This is a genomic window from Veillonella sp. S13054-11 (assembly GCF_002959795.1).
In the GTDB taxonomy this organism is placed as follows: domain Bacteria; phylum Bacillota; class Negativicutes; order Veillonellales; family Veillonellaceae; genus Veillonella; species Veillonella parvula_E.
On the sequence record NZ_PPCY01000001.1, the window covers coordinates 1 to 21,889 of the forward strand.

Consider the following 21,889-nt stretch of genomic DNA (forward strand, 5'->3'; position numbering starts at 1 on the left):
AGATGTGTATAAGAGACAGCAATAAGAGATGTTTGTAGTTGACATTTTCTAAGTAGAGGAGATACATTATGAATCAGAACATTCGGTACATTACAGAGGTTGCTATTTTAACTGCCATGATTACTGTATTAGGGGCTATTAAAATACCTAATGTCATTCCAGGTATAGAGTTTCAATTATCAGCCCCGTTGGCGGTAGCGATATGTGCCGTATTCGGATTTAAAAAGTATATTATAAGTGGTTGTTTATCTAGTCTAATAGGCTTAGCATTAGGTACTCAAACTATTTTAAATGTTATGATTGCTATGCAATTCCGGCTCATTGTAGGATTAATCCTTTGGATGTGCCATAATCACATGATAGGTATTATGGTTTCTGGTCCAATTGCATCTGCTTTGGCGCGATTATCTTTGTCTTTATATGTTGGTAAGGCTGCATTACCTATGATAGCTCTCGCAGTTCCAGGTATGATCTTTACAGTAATTATGGCACCAGTATTTGTGAAAGTATTCCATAAAATTCACAACCAAGTACCTCAAAGTAATGTAGTTAAAGGTAAGGTATCATAATGGATGAATTATATAGTGTGCGTATGCGCGCAGCTCAAGGTGGTCCCCATGAAAACGGGGGCCACCATATTTCTGGCGCAGAACGCATTGTGACCTTAAATCAAGTTGGAGCTATCGCTCAGTCTTTAGCCGAACGAGCGCTGCATCATAGTAAGGGGCCAGCTGATTTTATTAATATTACAGTGGACTTGATTCCTTCAGAAACAATTACATATATAGAATGCTTAAAAGTAAATGAACATTTTGCAAATACTGTTGCTGAGGCGCATCAATTAGCTGTTGAACTTTTACAGGGCGCCGATATTAGTGAAACTGCTGTTAAACATGCTATTTTTCTATTAGAAGGTTTGGATTCATCTATGCGAGGTGCTATGTTAGTTGATGCAATTTCTGGTGAGCGCATAGATTCTGGTAATCGTGGTGTTCGCGTGAGTCATATGGATTCATTTGATTCGGAAAAACTAGGGGAAAATGAACATATGAGAGAGGCCTTAGTATTGGCGTCTAAGGTGCAATCTGCAGAAGGGATTGTAGGCGAATTATGTTGGTCTGATGATCCAGATTACACAATAGGCTACGTCGCTTGTAATGGTGTTTATCATCGTATCCCTAATATGAAGGAAACTGGCTCTAATTTAGGGGGACGTGTATTCTTTGTAAAGCCGAATATTGATTTGGAAGGCGTAATTGAGTACTTGGAAAAAGAACCTGTACTTGTTCAGTGGTGATCGTATGTATAAATTCTTCCAAGAACAATTAGATAGTAAAATAAATAACCATAATTTGCGTACTCTAATGGAATACTGCCCTATAGATGCAGTACGAGTTAAAAAAGATGATAAAGAATATTTGATGATGGCATCAAATAATTATTTAGGTTTTACCTTTGATCAACGTGTAATAAATGAAGCCGTTAAAGGGGCTCAACAATATGGTACTGGTTCAGGCGGTTCCCGTCTTGTATCTGGTACATTTCCCTTGTTTACAAAACTTGAAAAGGAACTAGCAAAATTTAAGAATACAGAAAAGGCTCTCGTGTTTAATACTGGATACATGGCAAATGTAGGTACTATTTCTGCTATAGCAGATAAAAATACGATTATCTTTAGCGATGAATTAAATCATGCTAGTATTATTGATGGTTGTAGATTGAGTAAGGCTACTGTAAATGCCTATGGTCACTGTAATGTAGAGGAATTAAAGTTTTTACTTAAACAAGTAGATCGTAATGTACGTAAGCTCATTGTCACAGATGGGGTCTTTAGCATGGACGGCGATATAGCTCCATTAGATAAGCTCTACGAGCTTAGCCGTGAGTATAATGCTTTACTTATGGTAGACGATGCTCATGCGACAGGGACCATTGGCAACGGGCATGGCACGGCTGCTTATTATGGACTCGAAAAAGAAGTGGATATTCAGCTAGGTACATTGAGCAAATCGTTAGGTTCTGTTGGCGGCTATGTAGCTGCTAATAGCACCATCATTGATTATCTTGTGAATATGAGTCGTAGCTTTATATTCTCCACTGCATTATCTCCTGCTGACATAGGGGCAGCCCTGGCTGCATTACATGTTCTTGAGTCTGATACATCTGTTTTAAGGCGACTACAAAATAATGTGAACTATATGGCAGATTGCTTAAATTCTATAGGAATATGTGCTACGAATGATACTCCAATTTTCCCAATACTTATCGGTAGCAATGAGGATACTCTAACAGTATCAAATTATTTATACAATGCTGGAATTATAGGTACAGCGATACGTCCTCCTACAGTTCCTATTGGTGAAAGTAGGATTCGTTTAACCATTACAGCTGCCCATAATAAAGAAGAAATTGATTATGTGTGCCAATCACTGCATAATGCTATGAAGCAATTAGACTCATGATAGTAGATAATATATCTAAATAAAGACAGTATTAAAAGAATCCTAAATTGATTGGTTAATTAGTCTATATCAGATAAAACGAGTAGTCTAAGAAGAGTGAATATATCTGAACTGTAAAGGTTTCATACAATTGACAGTAATACCAAATAGGCTTATAATTATTAAACCGACGCACGGGGATGTAAAGGTTTCGACAGGGGTGCGTGTGGTATAGATAGCGAGTCGGCGTTCCATGAGGCCGTTAAACGGTGGAAAAACATTTAAACGCAGAAGAAAATTTTGCATTAGCTGCATAAGCTACGTCCCTCATACTTGTGCCTACCAAGTGTGAATGGACGTCAAACAGTAGGCTGGTCTAATTTAGTTGTTCATATGAATTAGGCGAGACAATATGAACTGGGGTTGTGTAGCTTGTCTGTGAGCGATAGCAACCCGAGATTTCAATCATAGACTGTGCTCGGAGAAGTCTATATGGCAACACTCTTGGACAGGGGTTCGACTCCCCTCATCTCCACCAAATAATAAGCGGACATTTTAAGAAATAAGTCTGCGCTTATAGATAAATTTGTGATTATTCGGCCATAATAAATAGAGGAAAGTCGATTAAGTGGTTTTAAAACCGTCTAGGTAGATTCTTAGGCGGTTTTTTGTATATTAATAATAAAATTTTCAAATTAATTTAAATAAAGAATCTTAGAGGTGATAAAGCATGGAAATTTTACTTATGTCATATTTAGCAGGAACAAAAAATATAACAAAAAAGTATCTTTCAAAAATGATTTCGAATAAAATAGTTTTTATTCCTACTGCTGGAAATGTTGAACCATATACTGGATATATTGATGAAGGTGTTGAGATGTTAAAGTCTTTAGGATATGAATTGGAAATTATTGATATTTCTAAATATGATGAAGATTATTTAAAGGATAAATTTTCAAAGACTGAATGTATCTGTATATCTGGTGGTAACACATTTTATCTATTACAAGAGCTGAAAAAGAAAAATCTTATAGGCCTATTTTATGAAAGAATCAAAGAAGGCTTATTTTATATTGGTGAATCTGCTGGTGCAATTATTATGTCTGAAAATATTGAATATAATCAGATAATGGATGATAAAAGTATAGCATCTGAATTAGATGATTATATGGGTGTAAATGTATTTAATCATTATGTTGTGCCTCATTTAGGAGAGTATCCATTTGAAGAGACTGCTCAGAAAACATTAGATACTTATCAAGATAAGATATCATTAGTGCCGATAAACAATAATGAAGCAATCCTAGTTGAGGATCATGGTTATACAGTATTAACTGAAAAAAAGTAAATTAGTAATTTATAGTTTTATAGTTCTAAAACTATTTAAGTTTATGTTGAATATAAAATGTCAATAATTTTTAACATTTTTGTTGTATACAATATATGTGGGTTTAATCAGATTTTATCTATGTTCTACAAAGGTAGAGGGGTATCGGAAAAATTGACTTTATCTATTGAATCCTGTAAAATATATAAAGATATTTATGTAATTATGTGACATGAATGATTAGTTTCTGAAAAGGAGTACAGATAATGAAGTATCGTTATTCCCGTATGTTAGCAGCTCTCGTAATGTCTGCTGTGATGATTGCTGGGTGTGGCAACAATCAACAGCAAGCTGGTGAGATTAATGTTAATACATATAAACTTACAGCAAGTGATACACAAGTTGATCAAACATTTGCTGGTACTGTAGTTGCGGAGAACTCTGTAGCTGTACATGCTCGTGTAAGTGGTTATATTGTTGAGAAGTTTGTAAAAGGTGGCGAACAAGTAGTAGCTGGACAACCACTATATCGAATTGATTCCCGTCAATATGAAGCGAGTCTTGCCAATGCAGAAGCCCAAGCAGCTCAAGCTAATGCAAACTTGAAAAATGCAGAAGTGGATCTTCAACGTTATGAAACTTTGGCATCACAAGATGCGATTGCTCAACAACGTGTAGATACGCAACGTAGTGCTACAGAGCAAGCTAAGGCTACGTATGAAGCGTATGAAGCATCCGTAAAAATTGCTCAAGATAATATGGGGGATACCATGGTATATGCACCATATTCTGGTACATTACGTATGGATGACGTAGATACAGGCACTTACGTTCAGGCTGGCTCCACTACATTGGTTACAATCGATTCTATCGATCCAATCTTTGTTGAGTTTAGTATGACTGAGCAAGAATATCTTGATTTTATGAAGAATCCTACAACGGATGATTCTAATGGTCCAAATATTCAATTAAAACTTGCTGATGGCGAAACGTATAATGAACTTGGTTCTATCGTTCAAGCGGCTAAGAGTTTAGATCAATCTACGGGTAAGCTTGTATTGAAAGCATCCTTCCCAAATCCTAATCATTTATTATTACCTAATATGTATGCCACTGTTGTTTCTCCTGGTGAAAAGATTAAAAATGCAATCCTTGTACCAAGTCGTGCTATTTTACAAATCATGGACAAAAACTTTGTTTATGTTGTAAATGCAGCTGGTGTAGTAGAACAAAAGACAGTAGAGGTTGGTGGTACTAAAGGTAATGAAACAATCATTAAATCTGGTTTGGCTGCTGGTGATACAATCATCGTTGACGGCTTAACTAAGGTGAAAAATGGCGTAAAAGTAAATGGCAAACTACTAACTAAAGAACAGTTGAAAGCTACAAAATAAAAGGAGGATAGATCGTGTCGAAATTCTTTATTAATCGACCTATCTTTGCCATCGTAATAGCCATTGTTATCACGTTGGTAGGGCTTATCTCTATGATGAACCTTCCGGTAGCTCGATATCCACAAATTTCTCCACCTACAGTTCAAGTTAATACTGCTTATACTGGTGCAACTGCTCAAGTTGTTAATGATACAGTAGCCAGTGTTATTGAAACGCAGATTGTAGGCGTACAAGATATGGACTATATGACATCTAATAGTTCCAGTAACGGTAGCTATTCGTTGACTGTTCAGTTCAATCAAGGTACAGATGCTGATATGGATGCGGTTAATACGCAAAACCGTGTTCAAGCAGCACTTGCACAATTGCCTTCAGAGGTACAAGCTGTAGGTGTTACAACCACTAAATCTTCTGGTGATATGGCACTTATATTCTCTTTGAGTTCACCAAATGGCACATATGATGCAACATTCTTAAAGAACTATGGTACCAATTATATGATGGATACTATCAAATCCATTAAGGGTGTTGGTTCTGTACAAGAGTTCGGATCTGATTATTCTATGCGCATTTGGCTAGATCCTGCGAAGATGCAAAAACTTGGTGTTACTATCTCTGAAGTTACAGCGGCTATTAAAGGTCAAAACTTACAAGCTGCAGCAGGTACAGTAGGGAAAAACCCTACAAATGGTGAACAAGCCTTTCAATATCCTATCAAAATTGATGGACGTCTCGTAACACCTGAACAATTTGGTAATATTGCTATTAAAAGTACTAATGGTAAGGTATTACATCTAAAAGATGTCTCCCGTATTCAAATTGGGGCTGAAGGATATGACTTCATCGCAAAATCTGCTCATAAAGAGGTTGCCGGTTTTGCTATTTCCCTACAAAATGATGCTAATGCATTAGAAACAATTGCTAATGTTAAGAAAGTTCTAGATGAGCAATCTAAATCCTTCCCACCAGATATGCAATATAACGTAGTTGTAGATAATACTAAATTCGTAAGTGCATCTATTAATGAGGTTGAGCATACATTTGTAGAGGCATTACTCCTTGTTTTAGTTGTAGTATATGTCTTCTTACAATCTTGGCGCTCCACAATCATTCCTATGATTGCTGTGCCAGTATCTTTGCTTGGCACATTTGGCGCTTTTGTTTTATTAGATTTCTCTATTAACACTTTGACGCTTTTTGCCATGGTTTTGGCTATCGGACTTGTTGTTGATGATGCTATCGTAGTGGTAGAGGCTGTTGAATATGAGTTAAAATATAATGGTTTACCTCCAAAAGAGGCGGCTATTAAAGCAATGGAAAATGTGCAAGGACCAGTAATTGGTATTGCCTTTGTATTGACTGCTGTATTTGTACCAGTTGCTTTCATGGGTGGTATGACAGGCATCCTTTACAAACAGTTCGCATTAACGATTGCTGTTTCCGTTGTAATTTCAGCTATTATTGCACTTGTGTTGACACCAGCATTATGTTCTACAATGTTGAAACCACATATATCTAAAAATCGTGAAGATTGGTTACATCGCCAATTAAATAAGTTTAATGCTGCTCTAGAACGATTCAGTAATTGGTATGGCATCCAATTAGCGCGTTTAAGCCATCGTTTAAGTTTAATTGTTATTACATTGCTAGTATTTGCAGGTGGTACAGCCTTAGTTTTCCACTTCTTACCAACTTCTTTCGTACCAGCTGAAGATAGTGGTTACTACATGATTGCTATTAATGAGCCACCTGGTGCTACATCTGAACGGACTATGGCTACACTTGAAAAAATTGCATCTTTCTTGGAAGAAAAAAATGATCCTGAAAAACCTAAGGATGAACAATTATTCCAAGAAGTATTTACTGTCGCTGGTTTTGACCTTTTAGGTGGTGGTCAAAAGTCTAGTGCTGGTGTAATTTTTGCTACTATGTCTGACTGGAAATATCGTACTACTGCTGCAACTTCTATTAATGCAATGGTTGGTCAAACCTTTGGTTTTGCCGCTCAAGGTGTACCAGAAGCAACTGTAATTGCTATGAATCCACCATCCATTCCTGGTTTGGGTACAACTGGTGGTTTTAGTATGTACATCATCAATAAAGCTGGCGATAGTCCACAAGTTATGGCTGATCGTACTAATGAATTTATTGCGGAAGCTCGTAAGAGCCCAGCAATTCAATCCATTTATACTACTTTTGATACATCTACGCCGACATTACAATTTGATGTAAATCGTGAAAAAGCGGCTCAAGATGGTGTAGCATTAGCTGATATCTTTACCACTTTGCAAGGGTTCTACGGTAGTATTCAAGTTAACGACTTTACTACTTATGGTAAAAACTATAAGGTTGTAGTCCAAGCGGAAGACGCATATCGTCAAAATGCAGATCAGCTTAATATGTTAGCTGTTAGAAATAGTAATGGCCAAATGGTACCTGTTTCTAACTATATTACAAAGGAACAAACGGGTACACCATCTAGCATTACTCGCTTTGATAATGCGATGGCCGTACAAATTGGTGGTTCTCAAGCTAGAGGATATTCCTCTGGTGATGCTATCAATGCATTAAAAGAGGCCGCCGCTAAAACATTACCTGCTGGTTATACATATGATTGGGCAGGGCAATCTCGTGAAGAGTTAAAAGCCGGTTCTCAAACTATGTTGATTCTAGGTTTAGGGCTTGTCTTTGTATTCTTAATCTTGGCTGCCTTATATGAGTCTTGGAAGGTTCCATTTGCCGTATTGTTCTCCGTACCATCTGGTATGATTGGTGCTTCTTTAGTACCATTCTTATTGAACTTCACAGGCAGATATTTCTTAGCAAATGATATTTATATGCAGATCGGTCTCTTAACCTTGGTTGGCTTGGCTGCGAAAAATGCGATTTTGATTATCGAGTATGCTAAGATTCGCGTTGACGAGCGTGGTATGAATGTTGTTGATGCTGCTATCGAAGCTGCAAAAATTCGTTTGCGTCCAATTTTGATGACATCCTTTGCATTTATCCTTGGTGTATTACCATTGGCAGTATCTAGTGGTGCTGGTTCTGGTGCACGTACTTCTATGGGTATTACTGTAGTAGCAGGGATGACAACAGCTACATTGTTTGGTATCTTTATCATCCCAATGTTGTTTATCATCATTGAAACAATTGGACCTGGTTTGTTTACAAACCGCAAAAAGAATCACGACTAATCATTTATATTAGATAATTTTATAGAATGTTAAAAACACGTCACTACTTAGTAGTGGCGTGTTTTTTTGTATGATTTATGATATAATGATATAGTTAAAAATCGGATTGACGTAAGTCGATATTAAGTATGAAATTAATATAAAAGAGGTATATTATGAGTGATGTAAAAACATATGTAGCAGGTCATAAAAGCCCTGATACTGATTCAATTTGTTCTGCTATTTCCTTTGCTAACTTACTAACACAAATGGGGACACCAGCAACTCCAGTCTGTGCAGGTGAAGCTAACAAAGAAACAACATATATTTTGAACCATTTTGGCTTTGCTCACCCTCAAGTTGTTAAAAATTGGGAAGAGTTTGCTCCAGAAGGCGGTAATTTGTATTTAACAGACCATAACGAATCCAAACAAATAATTGATGGCTATAAATCCATGAATATGTGTGGTGTTGTCGATCATCACCGCATTGGTGACTTCGAAACTGATGGACCTGTATTCATGCGTTTAGAACCTGTAGGTTGCTCTAATACAATCATTACTAAGTTGTACATGGAGAATAATCAAGAAATTCCTAAAGGCGTTGCAGGCTTGATGTTATCTGCTATCATTTCTGATACTGTGTTATTCCGTTCTCCAACATGTACAGAAACAGATAAAGAAATGGCTCATAAATTAGCTGAAATCGCTGGCGTAGATATTGAGTCCTATGGGCTAGATATGTTGAAAGCGGGAGCAGATATTTCTGATTTAACTAACGATGATATTGTTCGTACAGACATGAAAGAATTCTCTGAAGCAGGTAAGACTATTTCTATCGGTCAAATTTCTGTTATGGATACAACTGATATATTGGCTAAACAAGGTGAACTAGTACAAGCCTTAGAAGCGCTTCGCAATGCTAATAACTACGATGCATCTTACATCATGATTACAAATATTCTCGATGAGAGTACAACATTGTTGTTTAGTGGCGATGTAGAAGCTGTAGTTACTAAAGCATTTGAAAAAGAAATAAAAGATAATGGTGTATTCTTACCTAATACTATGTCTCGTAAAAAACAAATTGTACCACCAATTCTTGGTGCTATGAAATAGTATACAAACTAAAAAAGAACGTTGCTCGCAACGTTCTTCTTCTCTATTTATAGGGCTTCAAGTATATTGCATGAATATTTTAATTGCTATTATAAATGTGTTTATTTACTTATAACAATTTAGCTTTTAACTATACATACTTGTTTCACAGCTTATTAAAGATTATTTATGTATATTTGGAGTTTATGTTGTATATGTAAGGGCAATAGGTGTATTCCGATGAATTCATTATTAACAGGTTTAAATAAAGAACAACAACAAGCTGTCCAGCATACGGAAGGCCCTTTATTGATTTTAGCCGGTGCTGGATCTGGTAAAACAAAGGTCTTAACAGTTCGTATTGCACATTTATTGGCACAAGGTGTTAATCCTTATGAAATATTGGCTATTACTTTCACCAATAAAGCGGCAAAAGAGATGAAAAGCCGTGTAGAATGTCTTGTAGGCGATGTGGCAAATCGTATATGGCTTAGTACATTCCATAGTTTTTGTGCTAAGTTTTTACGCTTTGAAATCGATAGTTTCTTAGGGTATAACAGCAATTTTACTATCTATGACACATCTGATTCTCAAGCTGTTATTAAGGCCGCATTGAAAGCGTTAAATTTGGATGATAAATACTATCCAGTAGGGGCTATGATAGCCGCCATATCAGATGCTAAGAATCAATTGCTTTTTGCTTCTGATTTTAGAAAACAAGCGCGAGACTTTTACCAACAAAAGGTAGCTGATGTTTATGAGTATTATGAGCGGGAGTTGCGTAAGAATAATGCATTAGACTTTGATGATCTTTTATTAGTAGCCGTTAAATTATTACAGTCTAATGCAGCTGTTCTTGATAAATATAGTCATCGTTTCCGTTATGTTATGATTGACGAGTATCAAGATACGAACCATGCACAATATTTATTGGCGAAATTATTAGCTTCACATTGGAAGAATATTGCCGTTGTAGGGGATGCTGACCAAAGTATTTACGCTTGGCGTGGTGCGGATATTCAAAACATCTTAGATTTTGAAAAAGACTATCCTAATTGCACATCTATAAAATTGGAGCAAAACTATCGTTCAACAAAAATTATCCTCGATGCAGCCAATGCTGTTATCGATAATAATGAGGGACGTCCAGAGAAAAATCTTTGGACCGATAAGACGGAAGGTGCGAAAATTCAGCATTTTACGGCTCAATCTGAACATGAGGAAGCTGCTTTTATCGGTGACACAATCGCAAAGAAACATGATATTCACGATGTTCCATTCGGGGATATGGCCATTTTATATCGTACAAATGCCCAGTCTCGTGTCCTTGAGGAAGCACTCATTAAGCGGGCCTTACCTTATACGATGGTAGGGGGCACAAAGTTCTATGATCGTAAGGAAATTAAAGATGTTTTAGCATATCTACGTGTATTATATAATCCTTTTGATGATTTGAGCTTGTTGCGTATTATCAATGTGCCTAAACGGAGTATTGGGGCCACTACGGTTGCTAAGCTACAAGAATATGCTCGTGCGAATGGTACATCTTTATTTATGACGCTTACGCAATTACATTTAATTGATTCTATTAAGGAAAAAACTAAGGAAAAGTTAGAAGAATTTGGTATTCTCATCTTTACTCTTGTATCTGAAATGGAGAATCGAACTGTACTAGATATCTTGGAATCTATTCTAGATAGAACAGGTTATTTGGCACAATTAGAAGAGAGTACAGACCCGCAGGATCAAGCTCGTGCTGAGAATATTGGCGAGCTTTTATCTGTGGCAAAAGACTTCCAAGATACAAATCCATCTGGTACTGTAGAGGACTTTTTAGAGCAAGTTGCGCTTGTCAATGATGTAGATTCTTTCGAGCAAGAAGAGTCTAAGGTGACATTGATGACATTACATGCCGCAAAAGGTCTGGAATTTCCTATCGTATTCTTATGTGGTTTGGAAGAAGGTTTATTTCCTCATAGTCGTACCTTGATGAACCCTGAAGAAATTGAAGAGGAACGTCGTCTTGCGTATGTAGGCATTACGCGTGCTGAAAAGGAATTATATATTTCTAATGCCACTACTAGAACAGTATTTGGCCGTACTAGTAGTTATTTACCATCTCGATTTATCGATGAAATTCCCGAAGAATTAGTAGATGGCTTACGTGCTAAGCGTAAAGTGCCTGATGATATTAAACGTCATGTACCTCAACATATGAGTGTTACTAGCCGCCCCGTGACGAAGCCAATCGTACGCAATGAAGTAATTGCCGACTGGAAGGTGGGCGATACGGCGATTCATAGTAAATGGGGTAATGGCAAAGTAATCAACGTAACTGGTGAAGGTGCTGGTATGAAATTGACCATTGAGTTTCCTACACAAGGTGTGCGCGTTGTAATGGCAAAATTTGCACCAGTTAAAAAGGGATGATTATCCTAATTATGTATATGGTTAAATGGGGAACATATACAATTATTTAAATAACTATATTTCTGTAAAAAAGGATATAAAATGGATCCGAAAGATAGAATTAAAGAGTTGCAACAGGAACTCACTCATGCGCAGTACTTATACTACGTAAAGGATGCTCCTACTATGAGCGACTTTGAATATGATAAAAAATATCGTGAGCTTGTGGAGTTAGAAACAGCTCATCCTGAATATATTGTGCCATCTTCTCCAACACAACGGGTTGGTATGAAGGTGGAAGGCTCCTTTGAAAAGGTCGTTCATGGACGTCCTATGTTAAGCCTTAGTAATGTATTTAATGCTGATGAAGTACGAGCATTTGGGAATCGTGTAGAAAAGAAACTTGGCCATAAGCCATCTGCGTATGTTGTAGAACTAAAAATCGATGGCTTAGCGGTTAATTTACATTATGAAAATGGTATGTTTGTTCGTGCTGTTACGCGTGGTGATGGTCGCGTTGGTGAAGATGTAACAGCTAATGTACGTACCATTAAATCTATTCCATTATTTTTAGATAATGCGCCAGAGTTTATTGAAGTTCGCGGTGAAGCGTATATGCCTCATAGTGAATTTAAACGTATTAATGAAGAACGTGATGAAGAAGGTCTCCCAACCTTTGTAAATCCCCGAAATGCTGCAGCAGGTTCCTTACGCCAACAAGACCCAGCTATTACTGCTAACCGGAATTTAGCATTTTTTGCATATGCTATAGGTTCTGAAGTGGGAGCCAATATTCATAGCCAAGAGGAATTGCTTAAGAGCTTAGAGAACTTTAAGTTCTCTGTAAATCCTCATTATCGTGTATGTAAAACAATTGATGAAGTAATTGAAGCCATTAATTATTGGGGTGATAAGCGCCATGAACTTCCATATGATACAGATGGAATGGTTATTAAGGTAAATAGCTTTGATGATCAAGAGGTTCTTGGTAGCACTGCAAAGGATCCTAAATGGGCCACTGCGTACAAGTATCCACCTGAAGAAGTGGAAACAATCCTTAAAGATATTACCATTAATGTAGGTCGCACAGGGGTTCTAACTCCTACTGGTGAGCTTGAATCCGTATTTGTATCTGGTACGAACGTAAGCCGAGTCACATTACACAACCAAGATTTTATCGATGAAAAGGATATTCGTATTGGGGACCACGTTATCATTCACAAGGCGGCGGAAATCATTCCGGAGGTTATCCGTGTTGTTCCTGAAAAGCGAAATGGTTCTGAAATTCCTTTTACAATTCCTAATACATGTCCTGTATGTGAATCTCCTGCAGTTCGTCGTGAAGGAGAAGCGGCAGTTCGATGTACGAATAAACATTGTCCAGCTATTGAAAAGGAACAAATTATCCACTTTGCCTCTCGTGATGCTATGAATATCGATGGCCTTGGTCCTAGTATCGTAGAAAATTTAATCAACAACAAGTTAATTACAAATGTGGTTGATTTATATCACTTAACTGTGGATCAACTTGTTACGATGGATCGTATGGGTAAAAAATCTGCAGAAAATTTGGTGAAGGCTATTAATGATTCTAAATCACGCGGTTTGGATCGAGTCTTATATGGTTTAGGAATCCGTTTAATTGGCTCTAAGGCTGCTACCACTATAGCTAATGTAGTCAAATCTATGGAACGGTTCATGACTATTACTAAGGATGAGCTAGTTGCAGTTGAAGAAATCGGTCCCACAATGGCAGATAGCATTATTGAATATCGTCAAGATCCATCACATGTGGCAATTATTGAAGGCTTAACTCAAGCAGGTCTTAAGATGACTGTAGATGTAGTAGAAGCTGCAGGCAATCAATTGGAAGGCGAAATCGTCGTTCTCACAGGCAAGCTTGAGGTGATGGGACGTACTGAAGCGGGTAAAATCCTTGAAGCTCATGGGGCTAAGGTTACTGGTTCCGTTTCTAAGAAGACAACACTTGTTATAGCTGGTGAAGATAGTGGTAGTAAACTCACTAAAGCAAATGAATTGGGTATTCGTGTGATAAACGAAGAAGAGTTCGTAGAGCTATTAAAAGAACTCGGAGAAGATATTTAATTTTTGATGGGGTCCCGTTTTATTAGCATTAATTAGTAAAAAAGAAATTACTATACCTGCTTGCTCCGTCCTACGTAAAGCCGTAGTACAGCTATAGTAATTCCTTTGAAAATAATACATCTATGCTTTATAATAAGTAATTATGAAAGGATGTGTTCCGATGAAAATCAGCCAAGAGGAAATAAAAAAAATCGCCTTGCTTTCACGTTTGGAAGTTAAAGAAGAACATATGGCACATGTAGAAAAAGAGTTGTCTGACATCTTGACCTATGTTGCTGAACTAGATGCATTAGAACTAGATGGTGTTGAACCAATGGCTCATGCTGTACCTTTACACAATGTATTTAGAGAGGATGAAAAGAAACCATCCCTTGATCATGAGTTAGCTTTATCCAATGCTCCAGAAGCAGAAGATGGGTACTTTAAAGTGCCTCGTGTTGTACAAGAATAGGAGATTTTGCTGTGCCGACAATTCATGAATTACATAAAAAACTTGTGAATAAAGAAATCAGTGCCGTTGAATTGACGAATGCTGTTATTGCTCATAAAGCTAAAGTGGAACCGACTGTGCATGCGTACTTGTCCGATTCTCATGACCGTGCTTTAACTATAGCTAAGGTTGTAGACGAAGCAATTGCTAAAGGTGAAGCGATTTCTCCATTAGCTGGTATTTCTGGTGCAATTAAAGATAATATTTGTATCAAAGACGAACCCGCAACTTGTGCGTCTAAAATGTTAGAAAACTTTGTTCCTCCATATAATGCGTCTGTTATCGAACGCTTACAAGACAATCATTATATTAGCCTTGGTAAACTTAATATGGATGAATTTGCTATGGGCGGTTCTACAGAGAATTCTGCATTAGCAAAAACGACTAATCCATGGAATATTGACTGTGTACCGGGTGGTTCTTCTGGTGGTAGTGCAGCTGCTGTTTCTAGTGGTTCTGCAATTTGGGCTCTCGGTTCTGATACAGGTGGCTCCATTCGTCAACCAGCCTCTTTCTGTGGCGTAGTAGGTTTAAAACCAACCTATGGTAATGTATCCCGTTACGGTCTTATTGCTTTTGCATCTTCTTTAGATCAAATCGGACCTGTTACACGGGATGTAACGGATGCTGCATTGGTATTGAATGCTATTTCTGGTTACGATGCAAAAGATTCTACATCGATTCCAGGTGCTCGCGTAGATTACACTACAGCTCTTGTAAATGATGTACAAAATCTTAAAATCGGTGTGCCAAAAGAATTCTTTGGCGAAGGTCTTAATAGCGAAGTTCGCAAAGCTATAGAAGAGGCTATCGAAACATATAAAAAATTAGGTGCTGAAATCGTTGAGATTTCCTTGCCTAACTCTAAATATGCGTTGTCTGCATACTATATCATCGCATTGGCAGAGGCAAGCTCCAACTTGGCTCGTTATGACGGCGTAAGCTATGGTATGCGCGTACCTGCAGATAATCTAGTAGACATGTCTACTAAAACACGTACAGAAGGTTTTGGCCCTGAAGTACAACGCCGTATCTTGTTAGGTACTTATGTATTGAGCGCTGGTTACTATGATGCTTACTATTTGAAAGCATTAAAAGTTCGTCGCCTCATTAAAAATGAATTTGATGAAGCATTCTCCAAAGTGGATTTGATTTTAACACCAACTGCACCTAATACGTCTTATAAATTTGGTGAAAAAGCAAATGATCCATTGGCAATGTACTTAGAGGATATCTGTACAGTACCAGCAAACCTTGCAGGTATTCCAGGCATTAGCATTCCAGCAGGTATGAGTAGCAGTAATTTGCCAATCGGCTTACAATTGCTTGGCCCTGCTATGGGTGAAGAAACATTGTTACGTGCCGCTTTCACATTTGAACAAGCACGTCCAGACTGTCAATTAGTAGCACCAACTGGGGAGGTTTCTCTATGAGTAGTAAATACGAAACAGTCGTTGGTTTAGAGGTTCATACGGAGCTTAAGACTAAGTCTAAAATCTTCTGTGGTTGTACCACTGAATTCGGCGGTGATCAAAATACACATGTATGCCCAGTGTGCCTTGGCTTACCTGGTGCAATGCCTGTGTTAAATAAACAGGTAGTAGAATTTGCTATTAAAGTAGGTTTAGCATTGAATTGTGAAATCCTTAACTTTAACAAATTTGACCGTAAAAACTACTATTATCCTGATTTGCCTAAAAACTATCAAACATCTCAATATGATTTGCCAATTTGCCTAAATGGTCATTTAGATATTGAGGTTAATGGTGAAACTAAACGCATTGGTATTACCCGTATTCATATGGAAGAAGATGCAGGCAAACTCATTCATAGTGGCAACACTATTTCCGACTCTAAATCTTCTAATGTTGACTACAACCGTACGGGTGTACCTCTTCTTGAAATCGTATCTGAACCAGATATTCGTTCCGGTGCAGAAGCGCGAGCATACGTTGAAAAATTACGGTCTATTTTGCAATATTTAGAAGTATCTGACGGTCGTATGGAAGAGGGCTCTTTACGAGGTGACTGTAACGTATCCGTACGTTTACGTGGCACTACAGAATTTGGTACACGTACAGAAACTAAAAATGTTAACTCTTTAACTGCAATTCAAAAAGTTGTTGAATATGAAGCATTGCGTCAAGCTAAGTTAATCGAAGCTGGCGGCAAAGTAGATCAAGAAACACGTACGTGGGATGATGCACAAGGTATCACGCTTGGGATGCGTAAAAAAGACGAAGAAAACGATTACCGTTACTTCCCAGAACCAGATTTGGTACCAATCGTAATTACAGACGAAAAAATCGAAGAAGTGCGCCGTGCATTGCCAGAATTACAAGATGCTAAAATTGCACGCTTTGTATCTGAATATGGTTTGTCTCGTGAGGATGCTACAATTCTCACAGTATCTCGTAAGACTGCAGACTTCTTAGATGCTACTGTTAAAGCAGGTGCAGATGCTAAAACTGTGGCCAACTGGATGCTTGGTGACTTATCTAAGATGATTAACGAAAGTGGTTTAACATTTGCTGAATCCAAGGTAAGTCCTGAAAACTTGGCTGGTATGATTGCCCTAATCGATAAAGGTACAATTTCCGGCAAAATTGCGAAAAAAGTTATCGTATCCATGTGGGAATCCGGCAAGGATGCTGATACTATTGTAAAAGAGGAAGGTCTAGTTCAAATCACAGATACTGGTGCTATTGAAGAAATTGTTAAGCAAGTTATTGCTAATAATCCACAACCAGTAGCAGACTTCAAGAGTGGTAATGGTAAGGCTATAGGCTTCTTAGTTGGTCAAGTTATGAAGGAATCCAAAGGCCGAGCTAATCCTGGTATGGTAAATGAATTACTTAAAAAATTCTTAAATGACTGATATGAGTGTTAACATATATTAGCATTAAGCAATATAAAAAATAATCCCTTCAGATATATGGCTTTATATCTGAAGGGATTTCTATTTGCCATTATGATGGTAAAATATGGTATAATAAATTGTATAAAATCAATTAGTATTTGTTCATATAAAGGAAATACATATGAATGATCAACACAATATAAACAATAATCAAAATACATATAGAAATGGTCAATCAGATGATACTTATAGTCGCAGTACTTATTCTGGTGAACCTAATACACGCGTATTATCCGACGATGAGAGACGAGAATTTGATGGTGTAACTATTGAAGAGGTAGGCGATTCCGTCCATGTAGATTCAACGCCAACTAATATCAATGACGAGCAACAATATTACGATGAAAACAATCAATATGAACCGAAAGTTAAGGTGTATAGCTTTAATAGTACAAGCTGGCTTAGTCGAATTATATTGTTCATTGTTTTAGGGATTATTTTGGCTGCTGTTGTATTCTTTGGCAGTATCATTCTCACTGTCGCATCTGTTGTTATTTTAGTGGGTGCTATTATTTCTATTATATTTAGTCTCTTTTAATGGTATAATACATATATTATGACTAGACGGTGGCTGAGCCATTCGATGATTTAAAGGGGACCTATGAACGTAGTTTTATCCACATTAAACTCAAAATTTATACATTCTTCTCTGGCTTTGCGTTATCTTAAAGCGTATGGGCAGGCTCACGGACAGGCATACGATATAGTAGAATATACTATTAATATGCCTGTTTTACATATTCTTAGCGATATTACAGAGCGCAATATAGATATATTGGGCTTTGCTTGCTATATCTGGAATATTGAGATGACTTTACATGTAGTAGACATGGTGAAAGCTGTGCGACCAGATATTAAAATTATTTTAGGTGGGCCGGAGGTGTCTTTCACAGCTGATGAAATCTTAAATCGTTGTGCTGCTGTGGACTATGTCGTACAAGGTGAGGGGGAAGAAGCTTTTTATCAACTTATTAGTGCACTAATCGCTGGCAAGGATGGCTTAGAAGAGCAGATTCCTGGCGTACGTGGTCGCCACATTTCTGGCCGACTCCTGGGCTCTACTGATACGGTGGAGGTAAAAGATCTGAGTACTATACCATTCCCATATGTAGAAGAGGATATGATAGATTTAGAACATAAAATCATCTACTATGAATCCTCTCGAGGGTGCCCATTCTCTTGTCAGTACTGTTTATCTGGCAATAAAAATACAGTTCGCTTTTTCCCGCAGGAAAGAACTTTTAAAGAACTACAGTGGTTTATCGATCATAAGGTAAAACAAGTTAAATTTGTTGATAGAACTTTTAACTGTGCGCCACATCATCATCGACCTATGATGGAATTCATGCGTGATGCCGATACGGAGACGAATTTCCATCTAGAAATGGAACCAGAGCTAATGACGGAATGGGAAACAAATATTCTCTGTGAAACACCACCAGGCCGTATTCAAATTGAGGTAGGGGTTCAAAGTACACATAAGAAAACCTTAGATGCTATTAATCGATATAATGATTGGCCGTATATTCAAAAGGCTATTCGCCCTATTATTGAAGCAGGCCGAACTCATGTGCACATGGATTTAATTGTAGGCCTGCCTTATGAGAATAAACAGCGATTTGGTTTATCCTTTAATGATCTTTTTAGTTTACAACCTCATGCGTTACAAATAGGGTTCTTGAAACTTTTAAAAGGATCTGGTGTACGTCGCATGGATGAGTATCAATATATTAGTGATCCTTTAGCGCCATATGAAGTACTAAGCACTCACGTGCTCCCTTATAGAGACATACGCTTTTTAAAACACTTTGAAGATGTCTTTGAACGCTTCTATAATAGCGAACGATTTAGAACTGTGTTTGGTTATATTGGTAGTAAGCTCATAAAGGAACATACTGATACATCTATAACTGGTGAGGATAGATTAACTACTAATCATGTACCACCTATGGAAAAGTACGATCCATCTAAAGTGGAGACAAAAAAAGATGCCTTTTCCTATTTTTGTGACATGACACAGGCTTGGCTCGATGCAGGTAATCATAAGATTAATTTGAAAGATATAGATCAAATAGAGTTCTTGTACAATTTTTTCTTGTCTAAAGGTGATACAGTAGCTGCCGAATTATTACAATATGATACACTCGTTAGCTATCGTGGTAAGGTCCGCAGTGAAGCCGTAGGTTTACCAAAACAGACAAAAGAACTTTTACAAGAAGGGGAAGCATTCTGGCGCAATGAAGAAATTGCATCTCAGTATATTCCTAACTATACATTTAAAGAGTGGCGCAAAATTCGCCAACAATATGTCGAAATGCCTATGTCTGAAGATACGGCTAAAGTGTTAGGTATAGAGAATGTACCAAATGTACCTTTTACAGTTGTAATCGACGTAAATAAAGAGGTAAAACCTTTTATACGTCCTGAAATAGAGGCTTGTTAGTAATATAAAAATAATTTATCTAATTTTTTATAATCAAAAGATTAGAGAATTTATGATAGTTGAAATATTACATAATAAGCGATGATTGGTTAGTTTAATAGGAGTATTATGACCGATACAACGAGACCAAAACGATACCGCATGGTATCTAAATATTATAAAGAAACATATGGGGAAAAGGTTTATAAATTACCTGTAGCACTACCCTTGACCTGTCCTAACAGAGATGGTTCGGCTGGTGTTGGAGGCTGTACCTTTTGTGGTGAAATTGGCGCGGGTTACGAAAATCGTCCTGCCTGGATGACTGTGCGCATGCAATTAGAGGAAAACATTGCTCACATAGGTCCTAAATATAAAGCAAAGAAGTTCATCCCTTATTACCAAAACTTTAGTAATACCTACTTGAATCTTGATGATTTTAAAAGCTATATTGAACAAGGATGCATCGATGAAGCCGTGGGCATTGCTATTGCAACAAGACCCGATTGTATTGCCGATGAATATCTTGAAATATTAGCTGATATTAGGGATCGTTTTCATAAGGATATCTATATTGAGCTAGGACTTCAAACGGTTAACTATGATACATTAGAGAAGATTAATCGTGGTCATGATTTAGCCCAGTTTATTGATGCCGTGTTACGCATCAAGCAATATGGATTTAATGTCACAACTCATATGATAGTTAATTTACCATGGGATACAATGAAGGACACAATCGAAGGGGCTCGTATTTTATCTGCACTCGGTGTCGATCAAGTGAAATTACATGCTTTGTATATTGTAAAAAACACATTGATGGCCAAGTGGTATCAAGAGGGTCAGTTTACCCTAATTAGTGCGGAAGAATATGCTGATCGGGTTGTTAATTTTGTACGTCATTTACACCCTGATATTGTTTTACAGCGTCTTGTAGGCCGAGCGCCTGAAGATAATACACTTTTTACAAACTGGTCCATGGGTTGGTGGCGCATACAAGATTTAATTGATGATAAACTAGACGAACTAGATGCTCATCAAGGTGATCTCTGTGATTACCTAAATGGTAAAGCAGTTCGTAAATTTATAGATTAGGAGGTTGTATGAGCGAACAAGTATTTACATTTCCTACATATGACCTAGCACAATCCATACTAGGTCAACATAATCGATATTTACATATGATGCTTGAGGTCATTTCTGCAGATGTAGTGGCACGTGGTGATACGGTAGTTATTAAGGGTGATGAGGACCAAGTCAATGCTCTCTATCGTACCCTTGAAGAATTAGTATTTCTCTACCGTGAAGGCAGTACCATAACTGAGTCTCAGGTGCGTATTGCGGCTAAACTTGTAGCTAATGGTAAAGCTGATGCCGTACATACTATGTTTGAGGATACTTTATCCGTTAATATGCGCGGTAAAAATATTACGCCTAAAACGGAAGGTCAAAAATACTATGTAGATAGTATCCGAAAAAATACTATTACTTTTGGTATTGGTCCTGCTGGTACAGGTAAAACATTCCTAGCCGTAGCGTTAGCTGCATTCTATTTAAAAAACCGCAATGTAGATAAAATTATTTTGACACGCCCTGCTGTAGAGGCAGGTGAACGGTTAGGCTTCCTACCTGGTGAATTACAAGACAAGGTTGATCCTTATTTAAGACCTCTTTATGATGCATTACATGAAATGTTTGGTATCGAGCAAGTACAACGCTTTATGGAACGTGGTACTATCGAGGTAGCACCACTAGCATATATGCGTGGCCGTACATTGGAAAATGCCTTCGTCATTCTCGATGAGGCTCAAAATACGACGGCAGAGCAGATGAAAATGTTCCTAACTCGTCTAGGTAACAATTCTAAAATGGTAGTCAACGGTGATAAGACACAAATTGACTTACCTCCACGTGTTGTGTCTGGTCTGGGCGAGGCTGAAAAGGTATTGCGTCATGTGCCTGGTATTAATATGGTTTACTTTAGCGATCAAGACGTTGTTCGTCACGATTTAGTAGGTCGCATTGTAAAAGCTTACGATGCATATCACGAACGTAAGTTAACAGAATCTAACGCAGTATCCAAAGAGAATGTAGCGAAAGGATAAGC

General features: G+C 37.5%; 16 protein-coding genes and 1 other RNA gene. All 17 read left to right on the forward strand.

Going from position 1 to position 21,889, the window contains the following annotated elements:
- The first annotated feature begins 68 nt into the window (after nucleotides 1–68).
- The 17 genes from VPHSUH08_RS00005 (at nucleotide 69) to VPHSUH08_RS00085 (ending at nucleotide 21,887) form a co-directional block, all read left to right on the forward strand.
- Complete coding sequence (locus VPHSUH08_RS00005; protein ID WP_012864432.1) at nucleotides 69–569, forward strand: hypothetical protein; 501 nt, start codon at nucleotides 69–71, stop codon at nucleotides 567–569.
- A complete protein-coding gene (locus tag VPHSUH08_RS00010) occupies nucleotides 569–1,297 on the forward strand; it encodes a 6-carboxyhexanoate--CoA ligase (RefSeq protein ID WP_105086479.1) in 729 nt (242 codons plus the stop codon). The genes VPHSUH08_RS00005 and VPHSUH08_RS00010 overlap by 1 nt, the downstream gene beginning before the upstream one ends.
- A 4-nt stretch (nucleotides 1,298–1,301) precedes the next feature.
- Complete coding sequence (bioF, locus tag VPHSUH08_RS00015) at nucleotides 1,302–2,462, forward strand: 8-amino-7-oxononanoate synthase (protein WP_105086598.1); 1,161 nt, start codon at nucleotides 1,302–1,304, stop codon at nucleotides 2,460–2,462.
- Between the two features lie 175 nt (nucleotides 2,463–2,637).
- Nucleotides 2,638–2,979: a transfer-messenger RNA gene (ssrA, locus tag VPHSUH08_RS00020) on the forward strand.
- A 192-nt stretch (nucleotides 2,980–3,171) separates the two neighbouring features.
- The gene (locus VPHSUH08_RS00025) at nucleotides 3,172–3,789 is read left to right on the forward strand and encodes a Type 1 glutamine amidotransferase-like domain-containing protein (protein ID WP_105086480.1); all 618 of its coding nucleotides are present in this window, start codon (nucleotides 3,172–3,174) and stop codon (nucleotides 3,787–3,789) included.
- Nucleotides 3,790–4,034: 245 nt separating this feature from the next.
- Nucleotides 4,035–5,162, forward strand: a complete 1,128-nt coding sequence (locus VPHSUH08_RS00030) for an efflux RND transporter periplasmic adaptor subunit (protein WP_060918851.1) — start codon at nucleotides 4,035–4,037, stop codon at nucleotides 5,160–5,162.
- A gap of 14 nt (nucleotides 5,163–5,176) precedes the next feature.
- Complete coding sequence (locus tag VPHSUH08_RS00035; protein ID WP_105086481.1) at nucleotides 5,177–8,359, forward strand: efflux RND transporter permease subunit; 3,183 nt, start codon at nucleotides 5,177–5,179, stop codon at nucleotides 8,357–8,359.
- A 155-nt stretch (nucleotides 8,360–8,514) separates the two neighbouring features.
- Nucleotides 8,515–9,456 carry a manganese-dependent inorganic pyrophosphatase gene (locus VPHSUH08_RS00040; protein WP_012864426.1) on the forward strand — a complete coding sequence of 314 codons (942 nt, stop codon included), beginning with the start codon at nucleotides 8,515–8,517 and terminating at the stop codon, nucleotides 9,454–9,456.
- Nucleotides 9,457–9,675: 219 nt separating this feature from the next.
- Complete coding sequence (gene pcrA, locus VPHSUH08_RS00045; protein WP_105086482.1) at nucleotides 9,676–11,865, forward strand: DNA helicase PcrA; 2,190 nt, start codon at nucleotides 9,676–9,678, stop codon at nucleotides 11,863–11,865.
- Between the two features lie 81 nt (nucleotides 11,866–11,946).
- Complete coding sequence (gene ligA, locus VPHSUH08_RS00050) at nucleotides 11,947–13,950, forward strand: NAD-dependent DNA ligase LigA (protein WP_105086483.1); 2,004 nt, start codon at nucleotides 11,947–11,949, stop codon at nucleotides 13,948–13,950.
- Nucleotides 13,951–14,110: 160 nt separating this feature from the next.
- The gene (gene gatC / locus VPHSUH08_RS00055) at nucleotides 14,111–14,401 is read left to right on the forward strand and encodes an Asp-tRNA(Asn)/Glu-tRNA(Gln) amidotransferase subunit GatC (RefSeq protein WP_004695967.1); all 291 of its coding nucleotides are present in this window, start codon (nucleotides 14,111–14,113) and stop codon (nucleotides 14,399–14,401) included.
- Nucleotides 14,402–14,412: 11 nt separating this feature from the next.
- Complete coding sequence (gene gatA / locus VPHSUH08_RS00060) at nucleotides 14,413–15,873, forward strand: Asp-tRNA(Asn)/Glu-tRNA(Gln) amidotransferase subunit GatA (protein WP_105086484.1); 1,461 nt, start codon at nucleotides 14,413–14,415, stop codon at nucleotides 15,871–15,873.
- A complete protein-coding gene (gene gatB / locus VPHSUH08_RS00065; protein ID WP_105086485.1) occupies nucleotides 15,870–17,318 on the forward strand; it encodes an Asp-tRNA(Asn)/Glu-tRNA(Gln) amidotransferase subunit GatB in 1,449 nt (482 codons plus the stop codon). The genes gatA and gatB overlap by 4 nt, the downstream gene beginning before the upstream one ends.
- Nucleotides 17,319–17,481: 163 nt before the next feature.
- Nucleotides 17,482–17,898, forward strand: coding sequence for a DUF308 domain-containing protein (locus VPHSUH08_RS00070; protein ID WP_024061837.1), 417 nt, complete (start codon nucleotides 17,482–17,484; stop codon nucleotides 17,896–17,898).
- 63 nt (nucleotides 17,899–17,961) lie between these two features.
- Nucleotides 17,962–19,803: a B12-binding domain-containing radical SAM protein gene (locus VPHSUH08_RS00075; RefSeq protein WP_105086486.1), complete on the forward strand. Its 1,842-nt coding sequence runs from the start codon at nucleotides 17,962–17,964 to the stop codon at nucleotides 19,801–19,803.
- Between the two features lie 108 nt (nucleotides 19,804–19,911).
- Nucleotides 19,912–20,877: a TIGR01212 family radical SAM protein gene (locus VPHSUH08_RS00080; RefSeq protein WP_105086487.1), complete on the forward strand. Its 966-nt coding sequence runs from the start codon at nucleotides 19,912–19,914 to the stop codon at nucleotides 20,875–20,877.
- A gap of 8 nt (nucleotides 20,878–20,885) precedes the next feature.
- A complete protein-coding gene (locus VPHSUH08_RS00085) occupies nucleotides 20,886–21,887 on the forward strand; it encodes a PhoH family protein (RefSeq protein WP_105086488.1) in 1,002 nt (333 codons plus the stop codon).
- Nucleotides 21,888–21,889: the final 2 nt, after the last annotated feature.

Excerpts from the sequence above, each read along its gene's own strand:
- VPHSUH08_RS00005 (WP_012864432.1), top strand. The coding sequence starts at position 69 with ATGAATCAGAACATTCGGTACATTACAGAGGTTGCTATTTTAACTGCC.
- VPHSUH08_RS00010 (WP_105086479.1), top strand. The coding sequence starts at position 569 with ATGGATGAATTATATAGTGTGCGTATGCGCGCAGCTCAAGGTGGTCCC.
- bioF (WP_105086598.1), top strand. The coding sequence starts at position 1,302 with ATGTATAAATTCTTCCAAGAACAATTAGATAGTAAAATAAATAACCAT.
- VPHSUH08_RS00025 (WP_105086480.1), top strand. The coding sequence starts at position 3,172 with ATGGAAATTTTACTTATGTCATATTTAGCAGGAACAAAAAATATAACA.
- VPHSUH08_RS00030 (WP_060918851.1), top strand. The coding sequence starts at position 4,035 with ATGAAGTATCGTTATTCCCGTATGTTAGCAGCTCTCGTAATGTCTGCT.
- VPHSUH08_RS00040 (WP_012864426.1), top strand. The coding sequence starts at position 8,515 with ATGAGTGATGTAAAAACATATGTAGCAGGTCATAAAAGCCCTGATACT.
- pcrA (WP_105086482.1), top strand. The coding sequence starts at position 9,676 with ATGAATTCATTATTAACAGGTTTAAATAAAGAACAACAACAAGCTGTC.
- ligA (WP_105086483.1), top strand. The coding sequence starts at position 11,947 with ATGGATCCGAAAGATAGAATTAAAGAGTTGCAACAGGAACTCACTCAT.
- gatC (WP_004695967.1), top strand. The coding sequence starts at position 14,111 with ATGAAAATCAGCCAAGAGGAAATAAAAAAAATCGCCTTGCTTTCACGT.
- gatB (WP_105086485.1), top strand. The coding sequence starts at position 15,870 with ATGAGTAGTAAATACGAAACAGTCGTTGGTTTAGAGGTTCATACGGAG.
- VPHSUH08_RS00070 (WP_024061837.1), top strand. The coding sequence starts at position 17,482 with ATGAATGATCAACACAATATAAACAATAATCAAAATACATATAGAAAT.
- VPHSUH08_RS00075 (WP_105086486.1), top strand. The coding sequence starts at position 17,962 with ATGAACGTAGTTTTATCCACATTAAACTCAAAATTTATACATTCTTCT.
- VPHSUH08_RS00080 (WP_105086487.1), top strand. The coding sequence starts at position 19,912 with ATGACCGATACAACGAGACCAAAACGATACCGCATGGTATCTAAATAT.
- VPHSUH08_RS00085 (WP_105086488.1), top strand. The coding sequence starts at position 20,886 with ATGAGCGAACAAGTATTTACATTTCCTACATATGACCTAGCACAATCC.